Origin of the sequence: Paenibacillus sp. FSL R7-0048 (assembly GCF_038004505.1) — a bacterium.
GTDB classification, from domain to species: Bacteria; Bacillota; Bacilli; order Paenibacillales; family Paenibacillaceae; genus Paenibacillus_AQ; species Paenibacillus_AQ odorifer.
In genome coordinates this window covers 3,989,577-4,011,094 of the sequence record NZ_JBBORF010000001.1, presented here as the reverse complement: position 1 = coordinate 4,011,094, position 21,518 = coordinate 3,989,577, and the positions used below count along the sequence as shown (strand labels likewise).

At 43.7% G+C, this 21,518-nt stretch carries 18 protein-coding genes; 14 read left to right on the top strand and 4 right to left on the bottom strand.

Going from position 1 to position 21,518, the window contains the following annotated elements; all coding sequences use genetic code 11:
• Window positions 1-61: 61 nt before the first annotated feature.
• Both NSQ91_RS17910 and NSQ91_RS17905 read left to right on the top strand, forming a co-directional pair.
• Complete coding sequence (locus NSQ91_RS17910; RefSeq protein WP_340919174.1) at window positions 62-1,102, top strand: ThiF family adenylyltransferase; 1,041 nt, start codon at window positions 62-64, stop codon at window positions 1,100-1,102.
• A gap of 116 nt (window positions 1,103-1,218) precedes the next feature.
• On the top strand, window positions 1,219-1,938 hold the full coding sequence (locus NSQ91_RS17905; protein ID WP_076128431.1) for a response regulator transcription factor: 720 nt from the start codon (window positions 1,219-1,221) through the stop codon (window positions 1,936-1,938).
• 45 nt (window positions 1,939-1,983) lie between these two features.
• Here NSQ91_RS17905 and NSQ91_RS17900 read toward each other — a convergent pair whose 3' ends face one another.
• Together NSQ91_RS17900 and NSQ91_RS17895 are read right to left on the bottom strand one after the other, a co-directional pair.
• Entirely contained in the window at window positions 1,984-2,484 is a 501-nt protein-coding gene (locus NSQ91_RS17900; protein ID WP_076128433.1) for a C40 family peptidase, read from the bottom strand.
• A gap of 294 nt (window positions 2,485-2,778) precedes the next feature.
• On the bottom strand, window positions 2,779-3,420 hold the full coding sequence (locus NSQ91_RS17895) for a thiamine diphosphokinase (RefSeq protein ID WP_036687693.1): 642 nt from the start codon (window positions 3,418-3,420) through the stop codon (window positions 2,779-2,781).
• Between the two features lie 165 nt (window positions 3,421-3,585).
• Here NSQ91_RS17895 and NSQ91_RS17890 point away from each other — a divergent pair, with 165 nt between their 5' ends.
• On the top strand, window positions 3,586-4,050 hold the full coding sequence (locus tag NSQ91_RS17890; protein ID WP_076184504.1) for a low molecular weight protein-tyrosine-phosphatase: 465 nt from the start codon (window positions 3,586-3,588) through the stop codon (window positions 4,048-4,050).
• Window positions 4,051-4,187: 137 nt separating this feature from the next.
• On the opposite strand, the gene NSQ91_RS17885 is transcribed toward NSQ91_RS17890, so the two are convergent.
• Window positions 4,188-4,919 carry an alpha/beta hydrolase gene (locus NSQ91_RS17885; RefSeq protein WP_076184429.1) on the bottom strand — a complete coding sequence of 244 codons (732 nt, stop codon included), beginning with the start codon at window positions 4,917-4,919 and terminating at the stop codon, window positions 4,188-4,190.
• A gap of 265 nt (window positions 4,920-5,184) precedes the next feature.
• Here NSQ91_RS17885 and pdhA point away from each other — a divergent pair, with 265 nt between their 5' ends.
• The 9 genes from pdhA (at window position 5,185) to NSQ91_RS17840 (ending at window position 17,069) form a co-directional block, all read left to right on the top strand.
• Window positions 5,185-6,252: a pyruvate dehydrogenase (acetyl-transferring) E1 component subunit alpha gene (pdhA, locus tag NSQ91_RS17880; RefSeq protein WP_038571556.1), complete on the top strand. Its 1,068-nt coding sequence runs from the start codon at window positions 5,185-5,187 to the stop codon at window positions 6,250-6,252.
• A gap of 15 nt (window positions 6,253-6,267) precedes the next feature.
• Window positions 6,268-7,245: an alpha-ketoacid dehydrogenase subunit beta gene (locus tag NSQ91_RS17875; protein ID WP_038571553.1), complete on the top strand. Its 978-nt coding sequence runs from the start codon at window positions 6,268-6,270 to the stop codon at window positions 7,243-7,245.
• Window positions 7,246-7,351: 106 nt separating this feature from the next.
• On the top strand, window positions 7,352-8,998 hold the full coding sequence (locus tag NSQ91_RS17870) for a 2-oxo acid dehydrogenase subunit E2 (protein WP_076184428.1): 1,647 nt from the start codon (window positions 7,352-7,354) through the stop codon (window positions 8,996-8,998).
• A 2-nt stretch (window positions 8,999-9,000) separates the two neighbouring features.
• A complete protein-coding gene (gene lpdA, locus NSQ91_RS17865) occupies window positions 9,001-10,413 on the top strand; it encodes a dihydrolipoyl dehydrogenase (RefSeq protein ID WP_036687684.1) in 1,413 nt (470 codons plus the stop codon).
• Window positions 10,414-10,564: 151 nt separating this feature from the next.
• The gene (locus tag NSQ91_RS17860; protein WP_076184427.1) at window positions 10,565-11,539 is read left to right on the top strand and encodes a S66 family peptidase; all 975 of its coding nucleotides are present in this window, start codon (window positions 10,565-10,567) and stop codon (window positions 11,537-11,539) included.
• A 141-nt stretch (window positions 11,540-11,680) separates the two neighbouring features.
• Window positions 11,681-12,661, top strand: coding sequence for a thymidylate synthase (locus NSQ91_RS17855; protein WP_076184426.1), 981 nt, complete (start codon window positions 11,681-11,683; stop codon window positions 12,659-12,661).
• Between the two features lie 81 nt (window positions 12,662-12,742).
• Window positions 12,743-13,234: a dihydrofolate reductase gene (locus NSQ91_RS17850; protein ID WP_076130027.1), complete on the top strand. Its 492-nt coding sequence runs from the start codon at window positions 12,743-12,745 to the stop codon at window positions 13,232-13,234.
• A 235-nt stretch (window positions 13,235-13,469) separates the two neighbouring features.
• Entirely contained in the window at window positions 13,470-14,957 is a 1,488-nt protein-coding gene (locus tag NSQ91_RS17845) for a glutamate synthase subunit beta (protein WP_076130028.1), read from the top strand.
• Window positions 14,958-15,356: 399 nt separating this feature from the next.
• On the top strand, window positions 15,357-17,069 hold the full coding sequence (locus NSQ91_RS17840; RefSeq protein ID WP_340919166.1) for a proline--tRNA ligase: 1,713 nt from the start codon (window positions 15,357-15,359) through the stop codon (window positions 17,067-17,069).
• A 15-nt stretch (window positions 17,070-17,084) separates the two neighbouring features.
• On the opposite strand, the gene NSQ91_RS17835 is transcribed toward NSQ91_RS17840, so the two are convergent.
• Window positions 17,085-17,948 (bottom strand): pentapeptide repeat-containing protein, encoded by an 864-nt coding sequence (locus tag NSQ91_RS17835; protein WP_076302603.1) that lies wholly within the window; start codon window positions 17,946-17,948, stop codon window positions 17,085-17,087.
• Window positions 17,949-18,112: 164 nt separating this feature from the next.
• Between NSQ91_RS17835 and NSQ91_RS17830 the strand changes: the two genes are divergently transcribed.
• Entirely contained in the window at window positions 18,113-20,368 is a 2,256-nt protein-coding gene (locus NSQ91_RS17830; protein ID WP_340919164.1) for a type IA DNA topoisomerase, read from the top strand.
• 510 nt (window positions 20,369-20,878) lie between these two features.
• Window positions 20,879-21,367 (top strand): YfbM family protein, encoded by a 489-nt coding sequence (locus tag NSQ91_RS17825; protein ID WP_076130031.1) that lies wholly within the window; start codon window positions 20,879-20,881, stop codon window positions 21,365-21,367.
• Window positions 21,368-21,518: the final 151 nt, after the last annotated feature.

The window sequence follows — 21,518 nt, the reverse complement described above, 5'->3', positions numbered from 1 at the left end:
TCCGGAGAATAGCAGACATCCTGCTGTTCTCCGCTTTTTGGATATGGGGAGGAGATAATGTATGTTTCATAACGCTGGGCGAGAAGATCGATACTCACGACAGATACGTTTCGCGCCGTTTGGAACTGAAGGACAGCAGGGTCTCGCAAAATCAAAAGTGCTTGTAGTTGGTGCGGGTGCGTTAGGTACAGGGATTGCAGAGACATTAGTCCGCTGTGGGGTTGGGCATGTTCTTATCGTTGACCGCGATTATGTAGAGTGGAGTAACCTGCAGCGCCAACAGCTGTATACCGAGATGGATGCGCAGGAGAGAGCTCCAAAAGCCATTGCAGCCCAGAACAGACTGCAGCAGATTAATTCTGAGGTTGTCATAGAAGCGCATGTTATGGATGTGCGGAAGGAAGAGCTGGAAGGACTCATCTCAGGGGTGGACCTGATTATGGATGGGACTGATAATTTCGATACACGTCTCATCATTAATGATATTGCCCAAAAGAATAATATCCCTTGGATTTATGGAGCATGTGTAGGAAGCTATGGAATTACATATACGATTTTGCCTGGAGAAACGCCATGTCTTCATTGTCTTTTAGGTACAGTCCCACTAGGGGGAGATACCTGTGATACAGCGGGTATTCTCCCACAGGCCGTGCAATTGGTTACTGCAAATGCTACAGCTGAGGCGTTAAAGCTTCTCGGTAACCGTAAGGACCAATTAAGGAATAAACTGCTGACTTTCGATGTATGGCGTAATGAACATCAAGAAATTGGCGTGAAAATTGCTAAAAAGGAGAATTGTCCTTCTTGTGGGACTCATCCGATCTACCCTTATCTAACAGCCTTAAATACGGAACGAAGTGATGTGCTTTGTGGCAGGGATACCGTACAGATCCGCCCTGCCCGGCCGCAGAAACTTAACTTGCAGGAAACAGCCAGTCGTCTGTCTCGTTTAGGAGACGGTGAGGTAGAGAGCAATCCTTATCTGATTTCCTTTAAGGAAGGTCCTTACCGGATGGTGATCTTCGCAGATGGCCGGGCATTGATCCATGGAACGAAGGATATTGCCGCTGCCCGTAGCTTTTATCATCGATATTTTGGATAAAAAGCATAATAAACAAATCCTCAGGCCATTTCATAGGAATGGTCTCTTTGTTTTCCGGGGATTCTATATCTATTAATGGGATGCTGATGCATGTCTGATGGATACGGGGGATCTTCGTGAGTGAGCAAATGATATGGTACATGTCTGCGGGAAACGGAAGAGGAGAGGAAGAACTAGACGCTATTGCGAAAGTGTTTAATGATATCGGTCTGCAAATAACAAAAAGCGAAGATCCCGAAGATCTTCGCTTATCCATTTCTGAAGTAGAACCGGTATTACTGCTTGCTGATTTAGGCGAGGTGGGAACATGGGAAGGATGGAAAATCATTTCCGCAGTAAGAGATGAGGGAATGATTCTTCCGGTCATGGTGATTTCCGAAGAATTATCTGGTAACGGAGCAGTTGCGGCCTTTTTAGCCGGAGGGAATGATTTCATGACAAAACCACTACATACCGGTGAATTTAAATGTAGAATTCTAAATTTATTAACCCTCACGGGTCGGCGTCGAAATTTAAAACATCTGTTAAAGGTAGATGGTTTAATGCTCGATCCCAGCCGCAGGCTGGTCACCCGTGAAGGGATCGAGCTTAAGATGACGCATAAAGAATTCGATCTTCTATATTATCTCGCTGCGAATCGAGGGATTATATGTTCCCGCGAGGAAATACTCAAACAAGTATGGGGATATCAATTCCATGCAGATACCAATGTTGTAGATGTATACATCAGGCATATCCGCTTAAAAATTGATAAAGGGTACCGGAACAAGTTGATTCATACTGTTCGCGGAACAGGATATGTAATGAGGGTGCCCGAAGGCAGCACCACATCCTGAGACTAATTCTCTTTTATAGAAAAGACTCTACTATAGAGCTGTTGTTTACAGTACGCGGCGAGCCTTTAGATAAGTCTTTTTCCATGTACCAGAATTAAGATCAGAAACCGTAACACCTGGTTTACCGTAAGTGTGCAGAATTTTACCGTTTCCAGCGTAAACAGCTACGTGAGTTACATTTTTACCAGTTGCTCTGCTGCCGCTGGAGAAGAATACAAGATCGCCGACACGAAGGTTAGCTTTGGATACAGCAGTTCCTACTTTTGATTGAGCCGCAGCTGTGCGGGGTAATGATACATTATATTTATTAAAGATATGTTTCATAAAGGAAGAGCAGTCAAAAACCTTAGTAGTAGAAGTAGAGGCTCCGAATTTGTATGGAGTTCCCATAAAGTTTTTTCCGAAATTGACAACGCTTTGTCCTTTGGACACCGTAGCGGCTTCAACTTTAGTTGCACCTACACCAGTTGCCATCATTGTTCCTAAGCCCATTGTAGTAACCATTCCTATAACAATCGCTTTTTTTATCCATTGTTGTTTATTCATGTTGTAAGTACCTCCAAAGTTAGTATATCAATCTGTCTTGCTTGGCTTGTCTTGCTTGCCTGATTCGTAGTATAGCAGGTTATCTATGTCATAAAATTTGGTAGAGCAGCAATAAAGTGAGGCTGGGCCTGGGTTGTAAACGTTTTATTAAAAATTCATTAAAAGTTACAAAAAATTAATAACTTGATATTTTGAGCAATAAAATAAGCCGTAAACCCCTTGATATATAAAGGATTTAACGGCTTTTTAATTTTGAAACAAAAGTTACAAGGATGTTTCTATATCACTATGTATTTAGTCTTTGCTCTGAATAATCAGCAATAATCCACTACGTATTCTAACTGTTCCAGTGGAGGAAATCAGTTTGTTGCTTACACCTAGAGATTGCCCTAGCTTTAAAGTAGCATCATTCAAAGGATATTGAAATCCTTCTAATGTAATCCCTGTTACTTCAGGAGTTAATGGAAGCAAAGATACATAGGTGTAGCCCAAATCTTCAATGACTGTTTGGGATCCGGTAAGTGTCACATAGTTATTAGAATCCATCACGTAGCAATTGATTTGCCGTTGTAGAGCCCTTGTCATCATTTGAATGCTGGCTAAGGAGTGATCAATTCGAGTGCCTGTAACTCCTAATAGTAAAATAGAATCAGGTTGTTGATTCATTGCAATATCGAGTGCCATCTCACTGTCGGTTAAATCCTTGTTCACGGCGTCACAAGTGATTGTTTTTTTACTTTTGGATTGAATATCCTGAAAAGCCTCAGGCGATACAGAATCAAAATCACCTACCGCAATATCTGGTATATATCCATGTGAGATGAGGAATAATGCACCCCGGTCCGCACCGATAATAAAATCTTCTTCATCTAATAGAGCGAAATAATCCGGAGATAGTTCTCCACCGGCAAAAATAACGACTCGTTTGGATGGCATAACATCCATTCCTCCTCTAAAACTCTAGTTGGTTATCCTGTCCCAGTATAATGCAGATCGAAAAGTTGCACAATTGACCATGACAACGCTAAAATGATAGTGTGCGATTTTTTATGTGCATAAATTCATATTTACTAATGTTTTAACAATTGGGAGGTGAATGAAATCGTAAACGTGCTATTTGTCTGTCTGGGTAATATTTGTCGCTCACCAATGGCGGAGGCCGTTCTGCGCCATAAGATTGATGAACGAGAGCTTTCACATAAGATTCTGGTTGACTCTGCGGGAACTGGAGATTGGCATATAGGTAAGGAACCGCATGAAGGGACTAGACGTATACTTGATCAAAACAAGATTAGTTATGCAAATATGGCAGCGCGTTTGGTCAGTAGCGAGGATTTTCAGAAGTTTGATTATATCGTCTGCATGGACAAGTCTAATGGAGAGAATGTTCGAAAGGTTCCTGGTGGGGAAGAGGCTAAGCTTTTGTTCTTCATGGATTTATTGCCTGAGGAAGAATTGAGAGAAGTACCAGACCCTTATTTTACAGGTAATTTTGAACAGGTATATGATTTGATCAATGCAGGCTGTGACGTGTTGCTAGAAATGGTGATAAGAGAAAAGCTGTAACCCGGTTGGGTTCCAGCCTCTCTGATTAGTATTAAAGTAAATTAAGGAAATTTGCTGGATTAAACTGTAAGCGTAAACACGGCTGAAATCTACATACGTTCTTTAGATGTTCATTTTTTGCTTCTATCAATAAGACATTATGTGTTTAAAAAATAGAGTAGAGATTCAGGGAGTTCCTTTTGCCAAAAGCCCCAGAGATGACGACCGTCTTTCTCGCGGTAGGATACGGTAGCTCCACGTGCTTCAAGCAAAGCTTTTGTTTCTCTGTTCATCTGAACAAAATCATAGGTCCCTGTATCAGTCTGGTAATCTGTTTCCTGCAGTCCAACGACCATATTAATGTTGAGCCAGGAGAGATCTTCTTCTTTAGCCAGCATGGCTTGTGATTCGGGATAGAATGCACCGGATAGGCTGATGATACGTGTGAAGATAGCTGGATAAGCAAGTGCCAGATGGAGGGAGACGCTGCCTCCAAGAGAATCGCCGGCTAAGATTCGTTCGTCGGGTGTACGGCGTACGGGATAATTTTTTTCAATGAAGGGAATAATCTCTTCGGAAAAGCAAGATAGGTACTGTTTGAATCGGCTGCCGAACGGAGCGTATTCTTGAGTCCGAACAGCGACGTTAACTTCTACACCAACGATAATGAAGGGCTCGACATCTTCTTCTATAATAAGTTGTCCAGCAAGTGTAGCAATGCGTCCAAAGTTGAAAAATTCTTCTCCGTCTTGGCAGTACACCACGGGGTAACTCAGAACTTCATTGTAGCCTGGGGGCAGATAGATACGTAATTTACGTTCCTCCTGCAGATGTTCACTCCAAAGCGTTTCTTTTACAATTGTGCGTTTCAGAAAAACAGAATCGCTCATCGTTGTCACGTCACCTTTCTTGTCGAATTTTGCAATACACACAGAGTTACGCTAAAATTATTAAATGTGTAACTGTGTTATTAATCATTTACTTGTTGGAAAAGTGTTAAACTGTTATATAAAATTTCCTCACCTGTTATACATACAAAATTTGAAGGAATATAAATTTTATAAGTATTTCTTTGACGAAAGTAACTAAACAGGTGTATAATAATATTATAACAGAGGCAGCTGATATTCAAATTTTTTTATTGAGGTGAAGATAATGAGTAAAGTTCCTTATGAAGTGTATACAGAGGACGTCGAGGCTCTATCGGTACTTTCCCCGGATGGAGAAATTATCAATAAGGATAAGATGCCAGATTTAACCGACGATCAACTGAAAGAAATTATGTATCGTATGGTATTTACCCGTACTTGGGATGATCGTGCAGTAAACCTTGGCCGTCAAGGTCGCCTTGGTTTCTACGCACCGGTATCCGGTCAAGAAGCTACCATGATTGGTAGTGAGTTCGCTTTGGAGAAAGAAGACTTCTTATGCCCAGGCTACCGTGATATTCCGCAGCTAGTATGGCACGGACTTCCATTGTACCAAGCTTTCTTATATTCCCGCGGTCACCAACATGGTGGAGCTATTCCTGACGGGGTTAATGTATTGATGCCACAAATTATCATTGGTGCGCAAATCCTGCACGCTACTGGTATTGCTATGGGCTTCAAATTGAAAAAACAAAAGAATGTTGCAATTACTTACACTGGTGATGGCGGTTCTTCAGAAGGTGACTTCTACGAAGGCTTGAACTTTGCTGGTCGTTTTAAACTGCCTGTAATCTTCTTTGTTCAAAACAACGGTTATGCGATTACGACTCCGTTCGCTAAACAAACGGCTTCCAAATCGATCGCTCACAAAGCGGTTGCAGCTGGTATTCCAGGGATTAAGGTTGACGGTATGGACATCTTTGCAGTAATCAGTGCTGTACGTGATGCTGCAGAACGTGCACGCAACGGCGAAGGTGCTACATTGATCGAAGCTGTAACTTACCGTTTCCGTCCACACTCCCTTTCTGACGATGCAAGTAAATATCGTTCGAAAGAAGAAGAAGGACAATGGAGTGAAAAGGATCCAATCGCCCGTCTTGCCAAGTATTTGGAGAAGAAAGGTCTTTGGACTGAAGAAGATACACTGCGCGTGAAAGATGAAGCGAAAGCTACTGTTAACGAGCAGATCAAAAAAGCTGAACAAACCGAAAAAATGACAATACCTGGCTTGATCGACAGTATGTTCGAAGTAACACCTAAACATCTGGAAGAGCAAAAAGCCGATTTTGAATAAGGGGGATATCAGGCAATGGCACAAATGAATATGAAAGAAGCGATTCGCGACGCGATGCGCGTTGAACTGAATCGTGACCCTAACGTTCTTATCTTCGGAGAGGATGTTGGTAATGTAGGTGGCGTTTTCCGTGTAACTGAAGGTCTGCAAAAGGAATTTGGCGAAGATCGTATTTTTGATACACCACTAGCTGAGTCCGCTATCGGCGGTCTGGCATTTGGTCTTGGTGTACAAGGCTTCCGTCCGATTGCTGAAATTCAATTCGTAGGTTTTATCTTTGAAGCACTGGATCAAATCGTTGTTCAAGCAGCACGTTTGCGCTGGCGTTCTGGCGGTAAATATAACGCTCCAGTAGTATTCCGTACTCCTTTTGGTGGCGGAGTTAAGGCTGCTGAGCTTCACACTGACTCACTCGAAGGTTTGATCGCACAAAGCCCAGGGATTAAAGTTGTAATTCCTTCAAACCCATATGATGCGAAGGGACTTCTAATCGCGTCTATCCGCGACAATGACCCTGTCTTCTTCATGGAGCACTTGAACCTTTATCATGCATTCCGTGCTGAAGTGCCAGAAGGTGAATATACAGTTGAACTTGGTAAAGCGAACGTAGTACGTGAAGGTTCTGACGTTTCGATCATTACTTACGGGCTGATGGTACATACAGCTACCAAAGCAGCCGAGCAACTCGAAAAAGAAGGCGTTAATGTTGAAATTATCGACCTTCGTACTGTAAGTCCAATCGACATCGATACTATTGTAGCGTCTGTGAAGAAGACTAACCGTGCTATCGTGGTGCAAGAAGCACAAAAGAGTGCGGGTGTAGCTGCTGAAGTTATCGCACAAATCAATGAAAAAGCACTACTGCACTTGGAAGCACCTGTGCTTCGTATCGCAGGTCCTGATACTGTGTATCCATTCGCACAAATAGAAGATACATGGCTTCCAAACCCTGCACGTATTATTGCAGGCGTGAAGAAAGTTTTGGAATTCTAAATATTTTTACGAGAAACAGTTGTCATCCATATGGATGACAACGTTGTTTCATCTTATAAAGTTTAAATCATAAGGTTAGTCCCAATTTCACGAGGAGGTTTTCAAAGTGGCAAAGTTTGAATACCGATTTCCTGAACTAGGTGAAGGTCTGCATGAAGGTGAAATCATCAAAATGCATATCAAAGCCGGTGACAAGGTAACGGATGATGATATCGTAATGGAAGTTCAAAATGACAAGGCAGTAGTTGAGGTGCCTTGCCCAGTAAACGGTACTGTATTGGAAGTTCTGACTAAAGACGGTCAAGTATGCCGTGTCGGTGAAGTAGTGGCTATTATCGAAGCAGAAGGTGACGTGCCTGATCAAGAGGGTGCTGCTACTGAAGCTCCTGCTGCTCAAGCGCCAGCTGCACCAGCTGCTCCAGCATCTAACAAAGCATCGAATTTTGAATATCGCTTCCCTGAGCTAGGTGAAGGTCTGCATGAAGGTGAAATCATCAAAATGCATATCAAAGCCGGTGACAAGGTAACGGATGATGACATCATCATGGAAGTTCAAAATGATAAGGCTGTAGTTGAGGTTCCATGTCCAGTGAATGGTACTGTATTGGAAGTTCTGACTAAAGATGGCCAAGTTTGCCGCGTAGGCGAAGTTGTTGCTATTATTGCTGCTGAAGGCGACGTTCCTGAACAAGAAGGTCATGCATCTGCTGAAGCCGACGCAGCAAAAGGAAGTGCAAACACTACTTCTTCCCCTGCAGCAACAAGCCCTGCTGATGCTAAAGAAGGCGGATCTGCAAGTGTAACTCCAGCTCCTGACCGCGATGTATTGGCTACACCAAGCGTTCGCAAATTTGCTCGTGAGCAAAAAGTGGATATTTCCAAAGTGAACGGAACTGGAAAAGGTGGTAAAATCACTCGTGAAGACGTAGAAGCCTTCTTGAAAGGTGGTTCTACACCAGCAGCTCCTGCAGCAGCAGCGTCGTCTGAAGCTCCTAAGGCTGCTAAGACCGAAGCTAAAGCAGCACCTGCAGCAGCTAGCGGTAACGTTAGTCTTGAAGAAGAACGTGTACCATTCAAGGGTATTCGTAAGGCGATCTCCAACGCAATGGTTAAATCGGCTTACACTGCTCCACACGTAACCATCATGGATGAAGTAGATGTTACTGAACTGGTAGCATTCCGTACACGTATGAAACCTATTGCTGAGAAAAAAGGCGTTAAGGTTACTTACCTTCCATTCATCGTTAAGGCACTTGTTGCAGCTTCCCGTCAATTCCCAGCACTCAATGCTATGATTGATGAAGAAGCAGGCGAAATTGTCTACAAGAAATACTACAATATCGGTATCGCTACTGATACACCAAACGGTTTGATCGTTCCAGTTATCAAAGACGCTGACCGTAAGAGCATTTGGATGATTGCTAGCAGCATCACTGACTTGGCCGTTCGTGGCCGTGACGGTAAATTGTCTGCTAACGAAATGAAGGGCAGCACGATCTCCATCAGTAACATCGGTTCTGCTGGCGGTATGTTCTTTACTCCAATCATCAACTTCCCTGAAGTGGCTATCCTCGGAACTGGCCGTATCAGTGAAAAAGCAGTTGTGAAAAATGGTGAAATCGTAGTTGCTCCAGTAATGGCGTTGTCACTCAGCTTTGACCACCGTATTATCGATGGTGCGACTGCTCAAAACTTTATGAACTACATTAAATCGCTGCTCAATAATCCTGAGCTGCTGGTTATGGAGGTATAATTATGGTAGTAGGAGACGCTTCACTAGATATTGATACATTGGTCATTGGTGCAGGTCCTGGTGGGTATGTGGCGGCAATTCGTGCCGCCCAGCTCGGCCAAAAAGTCCTCATCGTGGATAAATCGGAACTCGGCGGTGTATGTTTGAACCGTGGATGTATTCCTTCTAAAGCCTTGATCGCTGCTGCGCATCAATTTGAATCCGCACAGCATGGTGAAGTTTTCGGCGTTACAGCTGAGAATGTTAAAGTGGATTTTGCCAAAACTCAAGAATTCAAGAACAGCGTAGTTAAAAAAATGACTAGCGGTGTGACTAGCTTGATGAAGGGCAACAAAATTGAAGTATTTAACGGCGAGTGCATGTTTATCAGCGACACAGAAGCACGTGTGTTCAATGATCATGAATCTCCACGTTATCGCTTCAAACACTGCATCATTGCTACAGGTTCCCGTCCAATTGAACTTAAACCTTTCCCATTCGGCGGACGTATTCTCTCTTCGACTGAAGCTCTGGAACTTCCAGAAATTCCGAAGAGCATGATCGTAATCGGTGGTGGATACATCGGTGCCGAGCTTGGTCAAATGTACTCTAAATTTGGCACTAAAGTAACAATCATCGAAGGTTTGGATACTGTACTTCCAGGCTTCGATAAAGATATGACTCGTCTTGTTGCGAAAAACATGGCTAAAACTGGCATCGAAATCGTAACTAACGCTAAAGCTGAAAGTGCTGTTCAGAACGACAAAGAAGTAACCGTGAAATACTCTGTTGGTGGCGAGTCCAAAGAAGTTACAGCAGATTACTTGCTTGTAACTGTAGGTCGTCGTCCTAACACTGACGGTGAACTTGGTCTGGATCTGATCGGTCTTGAGCTCGACGAGCGCGGATTGATCAAAGTTGATCACCAAGGACGCACAAGCATTCCTACCATCTTCGCTATCGGCGACGTTGTTCCAGGTCTTGCTTTGGCTCACAAGGCTTCTTACGAAGGTAAAATCGCTGCTGAAGCAATTGCAGGACTTACATCTGTTGTTGACTACAAAGTCATCCCAGCTGTTGTATTTACAGATCCTGAGTGTTCAAGCGTTGGTTTGACTGAAAAAGAAGCAAAAGACAAAGGCTACAAAGTGAAAAGCGGCAAATTCCCATTCGCAGGAAATGGTCGCGCAGTATCTTTGAACAGCCCAGAAGGCTTCATCAAAATTGTTGCTAACTCCGAGAACAATTTGGTACTGGGAGCTCAAATCGTTGGTATCGAAGCTTCCAACTTGATCGCTGAACTTGGTTTGGCAATCGAAATGGGCGCAACGCTTGAAGATATCGCTTTGACTATTCATGCGCATCCAACCCTTGGCGAAATCGTCATGGAAGCTGCTGAATTGGTTGAAGGTCACCCAATTCATGTAATGAAATAATTTTTCTCCAAAATTGCTCTAGCAGGCAACAGAAAGGCGGACGCAAATGCGTTCCGCCTTTTTTTGTGTTTTCCACTTTTTTGAAAAGAGATATACTGGGAGGAAGAGTAATTACTTAATCTGTATTTTATAAATATAGGGAGGTTCAATGATGAGAGCTGATAAATTAAAGCCTGGAGATGAGCTGCGTATTATCTCTCCTTCCAGAAGTTTGTCATTAATCGATGCTCAGCAAAGAAAAATCGCTAAAGAGCAGCTTGAACGGTTAGGTTTTCGGATATCCATTTCAACAAATTCTTTTGAGACGGATGATTTTGTTTCCTCTTCTATTGATTCGAGAATTGAGGATTTGCACGAAGCTTTTTTAGACCCCAAAGTGAAAGGAATATTAACGACCATTGGGGGCTTCAATAGTAACCAGCTCCTGCGTTATATAGATTATTCAATCATTGCAGAGAATCCAAAGCGTTTATGTGGTTATTCGGATATTACTGCACTAAGTAATGCGATTTATGCTCAGACAGGATTAGTTACATACTCCGGACCGCATTTTTCCACATTTGCGATGCTCCACGATAATGAATATACCATCGAATATTTCCGCAAGCTGATGATGGACAATAAAGAAATTCTAGTGCAGCCCTCCAGGCATTGGAGTGATGATGAGTGGTATCTGGATCAGGAAAACCGGATATTTATTAAAAATGAAGGTCCTTTCATTATCAATGATGGGGAAGCGAAAGGAACGATTATTGGTGGCAATTTATGCACTTTAAATCTTTTGCAGGGAACAGAGTATATGCCAAGTTTAAAAAATTCTATCTTGTTCATTGAGGATGATTATGAGTCAGCACCTGCAACCTTTGATCGAGATCTGCAATCCCTAATTCATCAGCCTGAGTTTGAAGAGGTCAAAGGGTTGGTGATCGGCAGGTTCCAAAAAGAATCGCGTATGTCAAAGAAGCAGCTGACCACAATTATCCGCTCAAAAGAAGAATTATCCGATATTCCTGTGATTGCAGACGTGGACTTTGGACATACATCGCCGATGATTACCTTTCCTGTGGGTGGACAAGCAAGCCTTCGGGCTTATGGGGCAAGAGTGGAGCTTAGGATGGCGGAGTAGAGATACAATTGCTGAATCAATCCTTTATAATTGAATAGGTAACCAGATTATTAAATATATTTAAAAATTATCTTACCTTCTACAAAAATCGGATTTTTCAGATATAATATATGAGGTGAAATATTACGGAGGTGCAATACTTTGACGAATGAGTTAGAACAAACCTATTTGAATTTTTTACAATATATTTTGGATCATGGTGTGAAAAAAGAAGATCGTACAGGAACTGGTACAATTAGTGTATTTGGTTATCAGATGCGATTTGATTTATCAAAAGGCTTCCCGCTGTTTACAACAAAACGTACACCGTTTCGCTTAATTGCAAGTGAGTTATTGTGGTTTATTAAAGGCGATACCAACATTCGTTATTTATTGAAAAATAATAATCATATTTGGGATGAATGGGCTTTTAAAAGATGGGTTGAATCGGACGAATATGCAGGCCCGGATATGACAGACTTCGGGAATCGTTGTTTAGTTGATGAAGATTTTAATCAATTATATCAAGCAGAGATGAAAGCATTCTGTGATCGTGTCTTAGAAGATGATGAGTTTGCTGCGAAATATGGCGAGCTAGGAAACGTTTACGGTAAGCAATGGCGGAATTGGACATCTTCAACTGGCGAATCAATTGACCAATTACAAGACGTTATTCATCAGATCAAAACAAATCCTGATTCTCGGCGTTTAATTGTCAGCGCATGGAACCCGGAAGATGTTATAAATGCTGGGACGAAAGGAAGCAAAGCAGCGTTACCGCCCTGCCACGTTATGTTCCAGTTCTACGTTGCAAATGGTAAACTAAGCTGTCACTTGCTGCAACGCAGTGCGGACTCTTTTCTCGGGGCAAACTTCAATATTCCATCTTACTCCTTACTTACACATTTAATCGCATACGAATGTGGGCTAGAAGTAGGCGAGTTTGTATACAGCATTAGTGATGCGCATATCTATTCAAACCATGTTGAGCAAGTGAAAGAGCAATTATCAAGAGAATTAAGAGCATTACCTACACTGGTTATTAATTCACAGAAGAAATCAATTTTTGATATTGAACTGGAAGATCTGGTCATTGAGGGGTACAATCCGCATCCTTCGATAAAAGCGCCGATCGCAGTATAACGTAATTGTAAATGAAGATTCGCAAATATAATTTTTGGCAATATAGTTTTTTACTTTAGTATGGAGGAAGGAGAGAACTTCATGAGTATTAGCTTAATATGGGCAATGGGTGCCAATCATGTCATAGGAAAAGATAACGATATGCCTTGGCATTTGCCGCTGGATTTTGCTTATTTCAAAGCAGAAACATTGGGCAAAAGAATGCTAATGGGCCGCAAAACATGGGATTCGCTCGGAGGCAAGCCCTTGAAGGGCAGAACGAGCCTAATTCTAACTAGGGATACTGATTATTCAGCTGAAGGTGCAGAGGTTCTACACACGCTTGAAGAGGCTCTCAGCGAGGGTAGAAAAGAAGATGAGCTGATGGTAATCGGTGGTGCGGAAATTTACCGGTTGATGTTGCCGTATGCTGACAAGTTGATGTTGACGCAGATCGAACAGGATTTTGAAGGAGATACCCGGTTTCCTGAGATTGACTGGAGGATGTGGAAAGAGGTCTCCAATATCAAGGGAATTCGTGATGAGAAGAATCCGTATGATTACCGTTTCCTTGTTTATGAACGTACGGAATAGCAATAAAACGTTTTCTCTGACATAACATGTGAAATAGTACAAATAATCAGTAGATTTATCCATTACTGTGCAAAAGTGATGAATGTTACTATAATTAAAATTAGAAATGATTATGTATAGGTATAGAATAGAATGTGCAGGTACTTCATTGCGTTGCTGACAACCATACGAAGCCGCAATATGCTACAATGTACTATACTTCAACACGAAGAGAACGGATGGGGGAAACGTAAACATGTCTACACCTACAGGTTTTATGGAGTATAAACGGCAGCTCCCAGGTGATCGGGATCCTGAGCAGCGGGTAAAGGACTGGGAAGAATTCCACCATCATTTATCCGAGGACGAGCTTCGGACACAGGGCGCACGTTGTATGGATTGCGGAACCCCCTATTGCCATACAGGTATTGATATGGCTGGCGGGACCTCAGGTTGTCCAGTACACAATTTAATTCCGGAATGGAATAACTTGGTGTATCGTGGACTCTGGAAAGAAGCACTGGAACGTCTGCATAAGACAAACAACTTTCCTGAATTCACAGGCAGTATTTGTCCCGCTCCCTGTGAAGGCTCTTGCACAGTGGGCCTGATCGGACAGCCGGTAACCATCAAAACAATTGAACTTGCGATCGTTGATAAGGGTTTTGAAGAGGGCTGGGTTGTACCTAATCCTCCGGAGAAACGGACTGGCAAAAAAATTGCAATCGTAGGCTCTGGACCTGCTGGACTTGCCGCAGCAGCACAGCTTAACAAGGCTGGACATTCTGTAACTGTATTTGAGCGCAGTGACCGCATTGGCGGACTGCTGACATATGGAATACCTACTATGAAGCTTGATAAAAAAGTTGTACAACGTCGTGTAGATTTGCTGGCTGCTGAAGGGATTAACTTCGTAGTGAACACTGAGATTGGTAAAGACATTCCGGCTCAGCAGCTTGTTGATGAGTATGATGCGGTCGTTCTGTGTGGTGGAGCTACTAAAGCACGCCGTTTCAACATTGAAGGCAGTGAGCTTAAGGGCGTTATGTATGCCATGGATTATTTAAATGGCACGATCAAGAGTTACTTGAATTCCAATCTGGAGGATGGTAACTATGTATCCGCTGAAGGTAAAGATGTAATCGTCTTGGGTGGCGGGGATACAGGATCTGACTGTGTTGCCACAGCGCTTCGTCATGGCTGCGGCAGTATCACTCAATTTGGTACACATGAAAAAGCGCCTCTGCAACGGGATCCGATTGCTAATCCTTGGCCACAATTTCCGAATGTGTACAGCTTGGATTATGCGCAAGAAGAAGCGAAAGCTATTTTTGGCGATGATCCGCGTGAATTCTCTATCATGACCACTAAATTTGTTGGGGATGAAGAGGGGAACTTGAAGGAGCTTCATACGGTGCAGATCCGCCGGATCGTGGATGAGACAGGTCGTAAAATCTACCAGCCCGTTCCTGGAACGGAAGCTGTATATCCTGCTCAACTCGCTCTCATCGCTATTGGTTTCGATGGACCGGAGCAAGATATTGTTGAGGAGCTTAACCTGGAGACTGATCGTCGTACCAATGTGAAAGCACGTTACGGCAAATTCAATACGAATGTGGATAAAGTGTTTGCTGCGGGCGATATGCGTCGTGGTCAAAGCTTGGTGGTCTGGGCCATCAATGAAGGTCGCGAAGCTGCACGTGAAGTGGATAAATACCTGATGGGCTCAAGCGTTCTTGTCTAGGCATTAATTCAAGAAGCCGTTTCAAAAGCAGTTTACCTGCTGGAGAAGCGGCTTTTTTTGGAGCTGACGCTTGACGGAAATATTATTTTCATATAGATTTAATACAATATTTAAATGACAAAAGCATTGACCAAGGACTTACGATCCTAGTAGCGTTAGAACAGAGAGGGAACTCACCGGCTGAAAGGTTCCTCAAATACGTGTGGATGGTATCCTGCCTGGGTAGCTGCAGCGTATAACCGCTGCCGGAATCGGCCGTTATTCGATCGAGGATCGCCAAATCAAGTGTAGACTATGTACGGGCTGGCGGTTAAATAAGGGTGGTATCACGACACATTCGTCCCTGACGAATGTGTCTTTTTGCGTTTAGAGCGTTCATTTTTTAGGGAGGGTACAAATATGCGTCAAAGTAATCTTTTATTAACAACTCTGCGTGAGGCACCTTCAGAGGCGGAGACAAGCAGTCATCAGCTACTGCTGCGTGCGGGATATATCCGCCAATTAGCAGCGGGTGTGTATACTTATTTACCGCTTGGAAGACGTGTTTTACGGAAAATAGAAGCGATTGTGCGGCATGAGATGGATGTCTCTGGGGCTCAGGAGGTATTGATGCCATCTATGCAGCCTGCGGAGCTCTGGAAAGAATCAGGCCGGTATGAGGTATACGGTAAGGAGCTGATGACGCTGCGGGATCGTCATGAGCGGGAATTCATAGTAGGTCCTACACATGAGGAAGTAGTAACCACACTCGTACGGAATGAGATCAGCTCCTATCGAAAGCTTCCTATTACCGTATATCAGATTCAGACCAAGTTCCGAGATGAACGCCGACCACGTTTTGGACTGCTGAGAGGCAGAGAGTTTTTGATGAAGGATGCTTACTCTTTTGACACAAACCTGGAAGGTCTAGATAAATCATATATCCAAATGTTCGAGGCTTATCACCGGATATTTGAGCGATGTGGATTGAAATTCCGTGCTGTCCATGCGGATTCCGGTGCGATTGGAGGCGAGGGTGGCAGTCATGAATTTATGGCGCTGGCTGATATTGGGGAGGATACGATTGCAGCATGCACCGTTTGTGATTATGCGGCCAATCTGGAACAGGCAGAGTCCGTGCGGCCTGTAAAAAATGAAGTTGTCATACAAGTACCGGAGATAGAGAAATTCCTCACTCCTGATTTGCGCACAATTGAGCAACTAGAGCAGGAGCTAGATATCCGGCCAGACCAGATTATCAAAACATTAATCTATGAAGGTGACGGACAGATTTTTGCTGTACTGGTCCGGGGTGATCATGAAGTCAATGAAATAAAGGTAAGTAAATATTTAGGAACGAATGAGATTAAGCTTGCTGACTACGAGTCTGTGAAATCCTTAGCGGGCGTTGAAAGTGGATTTGTAGGACCTGTAGGCTTAACGCTTACTGTCCTAGCAGATGCGGCAGTAGCTGATATGACTCAAGGGATTACAGGGGCGGGAGAAAAAGATTATCACTTCCGTAATGTCGTACCCGGCAGAGATTTTTCGCTTGGGCATGTGGGGGATTTTCGGAATGTAGCAGAAGGTGAAGTTTGTCCGCATTGTTTGGAGGGTATTTTGCATTTTCATCAAGGGATTGAAGTGGGTCATGTCTTCAAATTAGGTACTAAATACAGTGAAAAGCTAGGCGCTTCTTACTTAGATTCTTCAGGCAAAAGTCAACCTATGATTATGGGCTGTTACGGAATTGGTATCTCACGGCTTTTATCCGCTATTGCTGAACAGCATCATGATGAGGATGGATTAATGTGGCCAGCAGCATTGGCACCTTATCAGGTTCATATCTTGATAATGTCCGTCAAGGATAGTGAGCAGCGGACGGTTGCCGAAGGTCTCTATGATCAACTAACCAAGCTTGGTATTGAGACGCTGATTGATGATAGGGATGAACGCGCTGGCGTGAAATTTAAAGATTCAAGCTTGATCGGGATACCTCTATCAATAGTTGTGGGCAAGGAAGCATCACAGGGAAGAGTAGAGTATCTGAACCGAAACACAGCGGGGAAAGAAGTCTTAGAAATTATGGAAGCTGTGTCTCGGATCAAACAATTCTATTCACAGCTGATATAAATGATCTTTTTTCATTTAATGGGAATGCCAATGATCAGGGCAGGAGAGTGTTGCTGGTAATTTTGTGAGAGTATTGCCTTTTGCCGCATTGATCTGTGCCTGAGTGAGAAAGAGAGCTTCTGCTAAATTAGCACCTCTGAGGTCAGTATCGCGAAAGTCTGCCCCAATAAGGTCTGCACCTCTGAGATCAGCGTCCCTAAGGTCTGCGGCTATTAAATAGGCTCCTCTCAAATTGGCGCCTCTAAGATCGGCTCCTTTGAGCTTAGCTCCCATAAGGTCGGCACCTCGACTGAAATTCTTCGCTGATTTCTTTAGTTTACGGCGAGCCTCAGTTCGTACAAGCTCACTGACCTGCAACAGTAACATATTGATTTGTGCTCGATGAGCGGCAACATCCACTTTTACAAGAGCTTCAGGATTAAGTAAAGTGAGCTGTTCCGTTTCATCGAGAGCTGTTTGCAGCTCCGTATGGATTGTACGGGTTATTTTTAAGTTCAAAGATTCATGTAAATACCAAAGCAGCTCGTGCAAATGCCACATGATCGGAAATACCTCGAACATCTGCTTCGCAGTTTTCGGCTTTTTCCTCCAGTCTTCTCCAGCATAAGTGACTTGAGAAATCTTTTGCCCAGCTCCAAAACAGTCATAGACCGTACAACCACGGTAGCCTAATTCTCTTAGCTCTGTATGTACACCACAGCGAAAGTCCGACTGTAGATTGTGACAGGGCTGTCCAGCGTCTTTGTCTCTAGCGAAATCTACGGAAGCAGCAAAAGGCAATGCGGCACAACACAAGCCAAAGCACTGCTCACAATCCGCCTTCAGGGCGGCGAGGCTTCGATCTGAAAAAGGTTCTGTAAATCTGTGATTCTCATACAAGGTTTGTTTCCCTCCGATACATGAATACGCTTATACCAACTTATTTTAAATCAAACGAAAGACTATGAAAAGTCCGGTCGATTAAAAAAAACCGAGGTTAATGTTATAATAGAGTACTGGACCTGTTTTGGACTTAAGAACGAGAAGGTAAGGAGCGAATGTTTTTGAAGACACTTATTATTGCGGAGAAACCGGACATGGGGCGGAATATCGCCGCCGCAATAGAACCAAAGGCTAAAAATTACCGTTCCTATCTTGAAGGGGAGCAGTACATTATTACATGGGCAATAGGGCATCTAATCGGATTGGCTGAGCCGGATGCATATGATGTAAAATACAAAAAATGGAATATTAATGATCTTCCCATTATTCCGGACCAATTCAAGCTGGTTCCTAATGCGCGGACCATTGATCAGCTGAAGGTAATCGGAGAGCTGGCTAAACGAAGCGATCTGCTAGTAAATTCTTGTGATGCCGGGCGAGAAGGCCAGCATATATTTTCGCTCATTCAGCGGCATTTGAAGCTTGAACATCCTGTGAAGCGGCTGTGGATTTCCGATTTGACCCCAGAGACTATCCGCAAAGGCTTTCAAGAGCTAAAGGATGGGGCGGAGTACGAGAATCTAACCAAAGCAGCAAAAGCGCGCAGTGAAGCCGATTGGTTAATCGGTATGAACGGATCACGTGCATTTACTACGAAACATAATGTGCTGCTGTCGGTGGGGAGAGTTCAGACCCCAGTACTTGCACTTATTTATGATCGCCAGAAGACGATTGAGGCGTTCTCATCTCTTAAGTTTTTTGAGGTAGAGGGCCATTTTACACAAAATGAAATGACTTATAAAGGTATGTGGCAGGGTGACCGGCTCACTGATGGTGAGAAGGCGGAGGCGCTGGCTGCCAAGGTCAAAGGAAAACCGGGACGTATTGACTCTTATGAGGTTAAGGAAACGAAAGAGTATCCGAATAAACTGTATGATTTAACGCTGCTGCAGCGGGAGGCGAATGGGAAGTACGCTTTTTCCGCTAAAAAAACACTCGATATCGCACAAGCCTTATATGAAAAGCATAAGGTGATATCCTATCCGCGGACGAATTCTAACTATGTTACAGAACAAAATATTCCGGAGATGCATAAGACTTTATCTGCGCTCCAAGGGACGGCTTATGATGAATGGGTGAAGGGCGCGAATCGTAATCTCGTTCATAAAGGAAACAAATTTATCTGCAATCCCTCCAAGGTCGAGGATCACCATGCGATTTTGCCTACATATCGGAAAGCAACAGGGCTTAGTGCGGATGAGGGAAAGCTGTATGATTTGATTGTGCGGCGTTTTTTGTCACAGTTCTATCCGGCTGCGGAATATAAAGTGCATACGGTTATGACTGAGGTAGAGGACGAAAAGTTCAAAACTACTGTTAAGGAATTATTAAGCCTCGGCTGGAAGGTCATTTACGCGGACCAGAAAAAAGATAAAGCGAAGTCGTCCAAGGGAAAAAACAAGGATGATGAGGAAGACGAAGAGATTGAAGTGAATGAACCGTTCGCAATCGCTCCGGCAGATGAGGTGATCTGTAGTGACGCTATCGTTAAAGAGAAAGATACACAGCCGCCAAAGCATTATACGGAAGGCACGCTGCTTAGAGCGATGGAAAGTGCCGGAAAGCAGATTGAAGACGAAGAGCTTCGGGATGCTATGAAGGATTCAGGGCTGGGTACTCCAGCCACACGAGCAGCAACCATTGAACGGCTTAAGAATGTCGGATACATTGAAATGCAAGGCAAAAAAATCGCCATCACGCAAAAAGGACGAACGGCTATTGAACTGATACGTGGAGCGGGCATCGAGCTGTTGACTTCACCTGAAATGACCGGCCAGTGGGAACGTCGCTTGAACGAAATATCAAGAGGAACGGCGTCGGACGGACAATTTATGGAGAATGTAAAAAGATTTGCCTGCATGATCGTGGACAAGGTTCGTGTGCAGTCTCGGGCGTCCAAAACTTCTTTTGAAGGGGAAACTCCTTCTGTGAATACAGGGGCTAAAGGTCGGAGTGGTGGAGGTACATCTCGTAAAACCAGCGATAAACCTGCCGCGCCAAGAAAACGTAAACCAGCTAACGAAGAAGAATCAGCAAATTCAGGTCCGAAAATTATCGGAAACTGCCCGCGTCCTGGCTGTGGCGGGATGATTTTTATGGGTAAAAAAGGCTACGGCTGCTCTCATTACAAAGAAGGCTGCAAGTTCGTGATCTGGAAAGAGAACCACGGGCGTACCCTTACAGATACACAAGTAAAGGCATTGATTGAAAAGGGCCGTACGGGTAAGCTGAAGCTTGCGAGCGAAGACGGCACCCCGCTGGAAGGCAAACTTGTGCTTAATAATATGGATACGGGTCAATTAACAGTGGAGTCATAGTCTAACTAGAAGTTTGTATGGATCACGGGTGATTACATCACATTTGCATGTACGAAGCCGCTAGCGGACACAGATGACCCTAAACGCGGGAATACGTCCTTTTTGGACTGCTATCGGACCGCATAGTCGTTATTGGCATGAAAAGGGCTATATATGCACCGCTTGCGGGAGAATAGCAGCACTGGAGTCCGCAAACTTGCTCCAACGGCAATAAATTCGCCAATAGATTCAGCTGGGTCCGTAGTCAAGACTATTAGTCGGACTCGCCGTATATGGGATATGGTTTCAGTGTCGGCTGTGGGAGACTATATATTTTACACATAAAATTCATTAGTTAAAGAGTGTAGGACATACCTATCTTAAACGGGATGTAGTAACTTGTGCGCACAAGATATTATGATTACGTAGGGGGCTGATCTTCACTCTTTTTCTATCCTGCGGGATAAATCCAGAGGTTACATTATGATAGGGCAGTATAGTCACTACTAGAATGGAAGGAAGGATGACAACATGGGAATGCGTGGATATTACTTTGCTATGGATGACAACCTAGTGCAACAAATTGTTACAGGCGACATTGCATTGAATAGCTTGAAAATAGACGATTATCCCGGACTGGACATTGATAGATCCTGGGAGGCGATTCACTACTTGCTTTGTGGAGTTATTTCCGATGGAGATGCCCCTCTTAGTTATGTTGTTCCGCTGACATCAGACAAAGGCATCGATTTTGGCTCATTCGGGGCGTTTTCCTTACGTGCCAAGCAAGTTGCAGAAGCGCATCAGGTTATTTCTGAGCTGGATGAAGCGCAGCTCCGCTTGCGGTATGATTTCCCGGCCATGGTTAAGGAAGAAGTATATCCTCTTGAACCTGATATTGTTTCAGACGAGGATAAGGATGCGTTCTTTGCCTACCTGCTACAGCATTTTAACGAAATCCGGCGCTTCTACAGCCAAACTGTAGCCGAGGGCAAAGGTCTCATCTTTTATATTTTCTGATTCTAACCAAAAGACGACACACGTCTCCTGATTCCATTGAGCGAGATAAAAAATAGAACCTTGGACTGATGAAGATTATGACGATTTGAGAAATAATGACCAATTACGGGAAACGGTAGGTTCAATTAATCAATGAGACGAAGAGGGGGAA

Bases quoted from the DNA above. Each gene is read 5' to 3' on its own strand.
- NSQ91_RS17850 (WP_076130027.1), top strand. From the start codon at position 12,743: ATGAGTATTAGCTTAATATGGGCAATGGGTGCCAATCATGTCATAGGA.
- NSQ91_RS17845 (WP_076130028.1), top strand. From the start codon at position 13,470: ATGTCTACACCTACAGGTTTTATGGAGTATAAACGGCAGCTCCCAGGT.
- pdhA (WP_038571556.1), top strand. From the start codon at position 5,185: ATGAGTAAAGTTCCTTATGAAGTGTATACAGAGGACGTCGAGGCTCTA.
- NSQ91_RS17910 (WP_340919174.1), top strand. From the start codon at position 62: ATGTTTCATAACGCTGGGCGAGAAGATCGATACTCACGACAGATACGT.
- NSQ91_RS17885 (WP_076184429.1), bottom strand. From the start codon at position 4,919: ATGAGCGATTCTGTTTTTCTGAAACGCACAATTGTAAAAGAAACGCTT.
- NSQ91_RS17840 (WP_340919166.1), top strand. From the start codon at position 15,357: ATGCGTCAAAGTAATCTTTTATTAACAACTCTGCGTGAGGCACCTTCA.
- NSQ91_RS17900 (WP_076128433.1), bottom strand. From the start codon at position 2,484: ATGAATAAACAACAATGGATAAAAAAAGCGATTGTTATAGGAATGGTT.
- NSQ91_RS17895 (WP_036687693.1), bottom strand. From the start codon at position 3,420: ATGCCATCCAAACGAGTCGTTATTTTTGCCGGTGGAGAACTATCTCCG.
- NSQ91_RS17825 (WP_076130031.1), top strand. From the start codon at position 20,879: ATGGGAATGCGTGGATATTACTTTGCTATGGATGACAACCTAGTGCAA.
- lpdA (WP_036687684.1), top strand. From the start codon at position 9,001: ATGGTAGTAGGAGACGCTTCACTAGATATTGATACATTGGTCATTGGT.
- NSQ91_RS17860 (WP_076184427.1), top strand. From the start codon at position 10,565: ATGAGAGCTGATAAATTAAAGCCTGGAGATGAGCTGCGTATTATCTCT.
- NSQ91_RS17875 (WP_038571553.1), top strand. From the start codon at position 6,268: ATGGCACAAATGAATATGAAAGAAGCGATTCGCGACGCGATGCGCGTT.